This is a genomic window from Nostoc sp. UCD121, assembly GCF_014222285.1.
Taxonomy (GTDB): domain Bacteria; phylum Cyanobacteriota; class Cyanobacteriia; order Cyanobacteriales; family Nostocaceae; genus Nostoc.
Map to the genome: position 1 here is coordinate 25,684 of NZ_JACKZS010000075.1, position 7,287 is coordinate 32,970.

6 protein-coding genes are annotated in these 7,287 nt (G+C 41.9%); all 6 read right to left on the reverse strand.

Annotation, left to right across the window (positions count from 1 at the left end):
* Nucleotides 1-40: 40 nt before the first annotated feature.
* The 6 genes from GNF10_RS17250 to GNF10_RS17275 all read right to left on the reverse strand — a co-directional run bounded on the left by GNF10_RS17250 (nucleotide 41) and on the right by GNF10_RS17275 (nucleotide 5,928).
* Nucleotides 41-1,333 (reverse strand): ScyD/ScyE family protein, encoded by a 1,293-nt coding sequence (locus GNF10_RS17250; protein WP_185580589.1) that lies wholly within the window; start codon nucleotides 1,331-1,333, stop codon nucleotides 41-43.
* A gap of 79 nt (nucleotides 1,334-1,412) precedes the next feature.
* On the reverse strand, nucleotides 1,413-2,381 hold the full coding sequence (gene scyC, locus GNF10_RS17255; RefSeq protein WP_185580588.1) for a scytonemin biosynthesis cyclase/decarboxylase ScyC: 969 nt from the start codon (nucleotides 2,379-2,381) through the stop codon (nucleotides 1,413-1,415).
* A 25-nt stretch (nucleotides 2,382-2,406) separates the two neighbouring features.
* Nucleotides 2,407-3,471: a tryptophan dehydrogenase ScyB gene (gene scyB, locus GNF10_RS17260; protein ID WP_185580587.1), complete on the reverse strand. Its 1,065-nt coding sequence runs from the start codon at nucleotides 3,469-3,471 to the stop codon at nucleotides 2,407-2,409.
* A gap of 106 nt (nucleotides 3,472-3,577) precedes the next feature.
* The gene (locus tag GNF10_RS17265; RefSeq protein ID WP_185592286.1) at nucleotides 3,578-3,841 is read right to left on the reverse strand and encodes a hypothetical protein; all 264 of its coding nucleotides are present in this window, start codon (nucleotides 3,839-3,841) and stop codon (nucleotides 3,578-3,580) included.
* Nucleotides 3,807-5,678, reverse strand: a complete 1,872-nt coding sequence (scyA, locus tag GNF10_RS17270; RefSeq protein WP_185580586.1) for a scytonemin biosynthesis protein ScyA — start codon at nucleotides 5,676-5,678, stop codon at nucleotides 3,807-3,809. The genes GNF10_RS17265 and scyA overlap by 35 nt, the downstream gene beginning before the upstream one ends.
* 97 nt (nucleotides 5,679-5,775) lie before the next feature.
* Nucleotides 5,776-5,928: a hypothetical protein gene (locus GNF10_RS17275; RefSeq protein WP_185580585.1), complete on the reverse strand. Its 153-nt coding sequence runs from the start codon at nucleotides 5,926-5,928 to the stop codon at nucleotides 5,776-5,778.
* Nucleotides 5,929-7,287: the final 1,359 nt, after the last annotated feature.

Genomic DNA, 7,287 nt, shown 5'->3' on the forward strand with positions numbered 1-7,287 from the left:
ATTCCAGTTTTTAAGGAACGCGCAATTGGTTTGAAACTCTTTAGTTGAGATTAATGGGAGGTGTGGGGATTCTCTTCTTGTGCAACCAACCAACGCCCAAGGCTGCGATCGCTAATACGCCTAAAGTAGAATCAGGTTCAGGGATAGATTTGGTATTCTCAATTTTGAGAACTTGTCCAAATCCAGGGCGATCGCCTCGGTTTGCAACGTATACCGCACCATCTGAACCAATAGTCAAGGCGCTAGGTGACTCTAATCCATTGCCACTCAGTAGAGTTGTGCGAGTGCCATCGGCAGCTATTTTGATGACAGAACCATCAAAATCACCCTTCCAAGCTGACTGATTGGCGTACTGCAAAGCATATAAATTGCCTTCAGTATCAAATTCCAAATCTGTGAGTTGGGTAAAACCATCGGCGAAGACTGTTGCTAAACCATCAGCACCAACTCGATAGATTTTTGCCCCACCTTCAGGGAAGGGAAAACCAGTAAATTGGCTGACGTAATAAGCACCATCGGGGCCTTTTGCCACGTTTGAAGGTACTGCTTGGGTTGCAAACTGCGATGGGCGAAGCCCCGCCGTAGGCGATCGCACCTCTTCACCTTGAGATGGCACTTGCGCCGGTTCATTGGACGGGGAACCAGAGGGTGGGAAGACGGGATTAGCTAATATGTCTTCAGGAAAGGTGGTAATAGCTTGTAAATTTCTCCCGTCAGTATTGACGCTGAGTAAGTTGTTTGCACCTGCATCAACTGCAACTAACTTATTGCCATCTATGACAAAACCCAAGGGATTGCTACCTACCTCACCACCATCGGGATTGTTGGCGAGTTCATAGTTAGCGAAATCGGCAACACTCGTCCAGGAATTGGTATTAAAATCGGGAGCGATGATTTTGCCGAGGTCAGTGTAACCTAAATTGCGATCGCGAAAAGCCGGATTAGCCGCATACCCAATCAGAACATAAGGTTTACCTGTAGCATCAAATTTAATATCACGAGGGCCTGCGGCTCCAGTGCCATCTGGTAATGCTAAGGAAGGAAGTCCTGTAAGTATGCGTTCGGTCTTACCATTCTCAATTTTGGTAACTGCTCCACTTGTGCCATAGCATAGAGAATCACCTTGACCACTTGCTGGTGGAACGCAAGCGCCACTTCCCCCTATTCCCGCCTCTGTAACATAGAGATTACCATCAGGACTAAAGCTCAGACCGCCGGCATTATATAAACCGTCGGCGATTACTGAAAAGGATGCGGCTGACGCAGCTTTCATTCCAGAAAAAGCGGCAACACAAAAAGTGAGGATAGTAATAGTGAATGGCTTCAGGTTCATGTGTTGCAATAAGGCTAATCGTGGGGAATTGAGGGGTAAATTTTAAATGCAGAGGGAAGCGCAGAGTAGCACTGAGGTTTTAATTAGTAACTAGGGATTCTTGAATTTTTGGCAGATAGCTCATTCCTCGATCAAATGATTTGAGGTTGCCAGCTTTAGCTTCGAGTAAACGTTTGATGTTCATGCTCTCAGCGCCAAAGTCTTCAATTTGAAGTTTGCCGTGGCTAACAGTTCCATCTGTTTTCCAAAATGTGATTCGATGCAGGATGAAACCAGAAGCTTCGGGGTCAGCGAAAGCATAAGCGGTTGGGATAAGTAACGCTACAGAACGCTGATAATATTCGTACTCTGGATAAAAATATTCTTGTTCAAGTAAGTAGTATTTACTCAAAGAATGAACTCGCACCGAAACTTTTACATTCTGGTCATATTCATCTTTGAATTCACCTGATTCAGAAGTGATATTACCATTTGGGCGTAACAGATGCGCCCACTCATCTATATTTTGTAAGTCTTTTAAGTATTCAATACCGATTTCAATTGGAGCATCAACATAAATGGTATCAGTATCGATAAAGTGGCTTCCTTTGGCTGCTGAGGTCAGACCAGCTTTGCGTTCCAAATTACCTTTTAGAGAACGACATTCAGAAGTATGGACTGTGTGAATTCCCTGCATAATCATCTGAGTCTGCCGTTTGGGATCGACAAAGCTCAACCAGTGAAAATATACGCCTTTCTCATCTGTCCCTGGCTCAATGTAGTCAGTGGGAAACAGCAAAACAGGATAAACTTGAAAATATTTTTGGTACTCTAATCCACAGTGCCATTCAATGCCGTAGAAAAGCGGATTTTGAAGTTTTTTAACGTGATAATAGAGATTTTTGTGATAACCCGATGCAGTTCCGAGCCAGGTATCTTCATCAATTTGCTCTTTCATCCGGCTATAAAGAGTCCATTCATCCAAGTTCTTTAAACTACAAAGATATTCAAATGCACTCTCAGGTGAAGTAGCAATGTAAGCTGATGTTGCAAAAGTATTTTTTTCCACTTCTCACTCCTTAAGATAATAATAATTAAGCTGCTACGATCGCTTTAGATTTGCTGTGCTTAATATTGTTGATACGGTCTTCTGCTAACCGTTTAGCAGCATCGTTGGTAGTAACTCCCTGCTCTTTTGCAATCTCAAAAATTGCTGACAGGGTGTCATAAATGTTATGCACTTGCTTGAAGGCTTTTTCTTCGTCATAACCAATCATTTCGTTGTAAACGTTGATTAGTCCTCCAGCATTAATTACATAATCAGGGCTGTAGATAATCCCTTTTTTGGTAAGCATTTGACTATGTAATTGCTCGTTTTCCAATTGATTATTAGCTGCACCAGCAATAATCTGAGCTTTGAGAAAAGGAATTGTATGACTGTTAAGAATTCCTCCCAAAGCGCAAGGGGAAAAAATATCTACATCAAGAGAGTAAATTTCAGTTGGTTCTACAACAGTTGCGCCAAAAAGCCGTTTTGCTTCTTCCGCTTTTGCTGGATCTACATCGCTCACAAAAAGCTTGACATCATGATCATGTAAGTGGCGACAGAGATTTTTGCCGACATTACCTAAGCCTTGAACTGCAACTTTCATGCCATCAAGTCTTTTGCTCTGCCAACGAGATTCTACAGCAGCTTTAATTCCTAGAAAAACTCCTAATGATGTGATGGGAGCAGGGCCACCAGATTTTTCTGAAACTCCAACAACATGGTTAGTTTCTTGGCTGATTGTTCGGACATCATCAGGGGTAATATTGACATCTTGTCCAGTAATAAAACGCCCATTGAGACTGTTAACAAAACGCCCGTAGGCTCTCAACAAATCATCTGTTTTATTTTCAGGATTAGCAATAATAACTGCTTTGCCACCACCAGCTGGAATATTTGCACAAGCAGCTTTATAAGTCATCCCCCGGCTGAGACGAAGTGCATCTTTTAAAGCAGCTTCTTCGTTGACATAAGGCATGAGTCTTGTAGCACCCATTGCTGGGCCCAAGGTCGTGTCATGGATGGCAATAATTGCCTTAATTTCGGGATTTTTACCATGACAAAACAGAACTTGTTCGTGACCCATTTCTCTAACAGTTTCAAATAGCAGCATCTTGACCTCTCGATATTGTTTGGGATTGGTTAGAGAAAGTTATTAGCATGACGAAATGTAAAGATATAGACACAAAATCAGGCTGAAATATTAAGATTGAGTAAAGCTAAAAACCAAATTTGGTGAATGTAGTTGCTGGAATAAGAGAACGAACCACAAAGGGCGCAAAGAGCGCGAAGGTAAGAGAGTTGTAAAGGGTTTTTGCATCAGTGTCGTGAATTTTTGAAAGATTGTGATGCTGGCGTGTTTTGTTCTCTTCCACGATGAAATTACTTAATATCTTCCTTTGCGGGCTTTGCGGTTCGTTAGAAAAAAATCGAGCGTTGCCAGCAAAATTAAACCATTGGAAATGAAACTTGCTTGGCTCCATTTTTAGCTGTTGATTTAATTCCTTGTGCTGCCAAACTCTTATTACGTCCACCAGAAGGTGCTGGACGATCAGCATCAATTACGACATCAATGAGAAAGGGAACAGACGATGCGATCGCTTGTTCTAATGCCGCTTCAATATCCGACTCTCTAACAACTACGAGTGCTTCTGCTCCCATCCCACGAGCAATCATGGCGAAGTTTGTCGGTGGAAGTGTGGCATCTGCGCCCTTTAATCCCAAGATTTTCATCCCTTGATGGCACATGTTGTAACGCGCATCGTTGAGGACAATCCAAATCGCTGGAATTTTGTATTTCACGGCTGTGCTGATTTCGTTATTCATCAGCATTGCTCCATCGCCGACAATCCCTACAGCTTTACTATTGTTTGCCAGCGCTGCACCCAACACTCCAGTAACGGCGTGACCCATTGCGCCGACTCCGGTGCTGACTCGATAACGATTGGTTTCGGTAAATTGGAGTAGATGGGTTGACCAAGTAAACGAGTTACCACACTCCGCCATTACTACTGCATCGCTACCTTCAACAATTATCTTTTGAATTGCTGCCATCAATACTTCTGGCCGCACTGGATAATCTACGTCTGGTGCAGGTTCAATTGCTTTGCGTTCTGGACTAGGTAGCGACAAAGTTGTGGAACGAGGAGCATCTGGTAATTGCTCCAATAATTCTTCCACAAAAGCTTTGATATCAGAGCGAACTGCGAAAGTTTCAACGTGGGGATAGGCTACACCTGGCACTTCTGGGTCAATATCTACATGGATGAAACCTTCTTTTGGAACTAGCGCCGAACTCCAGAAAGAAGTCGGTTCACCAAGGCGGGTTCCTAATACGAGTGTGCGTAGTGGAGGTTGCTGTTCCATATAAGTTAAGACGGAAGCATGACCGCCTAAACCTGTGACACCCACAAACTGGGGATGATCTTCAGGGAAGATACCTTTACCACGGGGTGAACACATCACGGCTGCTCCCGTTTTTTCAGCGAGTTCAAGGATTTCCTCTGCTGCGTCACGCGCACCGAAACCAACCCAGATGGCAAAGGGGCCAGATGATAATAACTCTACAGATTTAGCGATCGCTTCTTTGGAAGCAGTCATTGGAAATGGAGTAACATCTAGTTGGGGTAAAGCTACATCCTCAACTAAACTTGTCTGCACTGCGGTAGGAATACTCAAATGAGCCACAAACCCGCCCGGTTGCGCCATAGCTAAAGCAAGTTTGCGGAAAATCTGCGGTAGTTGACCCGCAGATTCAATAGTGATTGCATAGTTGAATAACGCTCCTGGGGTAAAAATTCCCCCACTGGGCAATGTATAAGTGCTGGTTTCTTGAATTGCCCAACGTCCACGCTGTGGTGCAGAGGTGCAAGCCGATAGCAAAATTACCTTTGCGCCTTCACCACGAGCCGCAAATAATCCGGTCAGCGCATTGGTGATCCCCGGCCCGGCTGTGGTAAAAACTACAGTGGGGCGATTATTGGCAAAGTATGCTTCGGTGGCTGCAAAGGCTGCTCCTGCTTCATGGCGGAAGTTTAACACCTCGATACTGCTATTTGATAGCGCACCCCAAAGGCTGGCCATCGCGCCACCAGCGACACCAAAAGCGTAGCTTACTCCCAAATTTACCAACATCTGAGCGATCGCATCGGCAACTGAGAGCGTTGGTGGTGTTTCACCATTTAAAAAAGGCTGAGTTCCCCCGTTATTCTCCGAGTCATCAAGCTGACGAGAAGATTCTACATATCTATTTGCTGGAAATTCTTTGTATGGCTCAGTAGTGATGAGAGGAGAGTTGGAACCAGTATAGTTTTGACTCATGGTTTCACTTAATTACATAAAGTTACACAAAGGCTTTTTAGTTTACAATCACAGCGCGAGCAATATTTAATACGAACAACTCTGTTGTTTACCACAGCTATGACCGAGTTTGATCGATAGTAGAAACGGTTGATTGCTGCTGATTGATGGTTGTGATAGCACTACCAAAAAATTTTTGCAAAGCATACAGCAAGTAAGGCTGTGCTTCTAACAACCACAATAGAGGGGATGATAACTGATATGCAATCAAAAATCTTTTGATGAAGGTGTCAAATTTTTCGCAGCTACAGTAATTAAGTCGGTTGGCAGGAATAAAAGTAAATGATCAAAAGGTATGCAAAAAAGAAATTAACCTTAACTCACGCAGCTCTCAGAATTTTTACAAAGCTTTACATAGTTGTCTTTAATCACACCAACCTATCCATTAAAATGCCTGGAGAGGTTATTAATTTCTGCTGCATACTACAACAAAAGCATATCTGCAATGATAAATATTTTGATAAAAGGGGCAATTCTTTCGCTTGTACAACTATTACGACATTTTCAACTTAGTGATTCTAAAAAATTGATATTCTGCGATTGCTACTGAGCTAGATGACCAAATTTACAATAGAAAATCTTTTGATAAAGATGACAATTCTTTTACTTTTCTTCTCCCAGGCGCTTCCCAATTGACAACTGCCTGTCTTTCCTATTAAATCTTGAATTTGCCTTGTAGCATAAGTCGAGCTACAACAGTTTAGTGGTCTTTATATTGCCACCAAAAACTCAGTGAGTCAATTCTTTGTAACGATAAAGACATAGTTCGTTCACTTTTAATATATCCTTTGAGAGATGACTAAGCGTTGAGTAAGTATTTATTGAGAAAATAGATTAGGGATTTAAGCCTAAACCCCTTTAAAACTACCTTTCTAGCCTCTGGCGATTGATCATAATTACGCAGGTTTTCAGTAAAATGCTGCTTTATGACAAAACAAATACAACCTTATACGGGATTTTTTTACGTGTTATATTAGCGTATTTCTATTTCTTGTGGCAGATGACATTTCTCTTTTACAAAACCAAGTATAAAATTATATGCGATATTATACGTGTTTATCTTGTATAAATGTATTTCTTGCGACGGATGACTAAGCGTATTCTTCTATAGTTAAATCCCTGATAGAGTATAGTTAAGATAAATTAAGAAAATGAATTGATGAGTTAGAATTTGTTGATTCAAGCCAAGCCAAGCCCGGTAAATTCATTTATGTTGATAATCACACGACTCTACATTAGTAGTTGGTCAAAGTCCTTGTCGAGGGAAAGGGTAAGGAACAAAAAATTTTCTCATCTAACCGTTTCCCAGTCGAAACCCAGTAACTTTGGGTTAGTAAACCATTCCTTAGCTATGGCGCAGGCTACATCTCTTTACTGGTTAAAGGTACACAAATTTCCGCAGTCCTGTACTAGTGTATTTTGGCTGGAATCAGCCACCCCTTTTTAATTTCTAAAATCCTTACTTAATGGGAATTGCGAATTACGGAAAGTAGTATTAGTATAAATTTAAAATATTTTTTCTACTTATAGATTGAGAATTCTCAGCTCTTAGCTAATAAGGTATATTGAC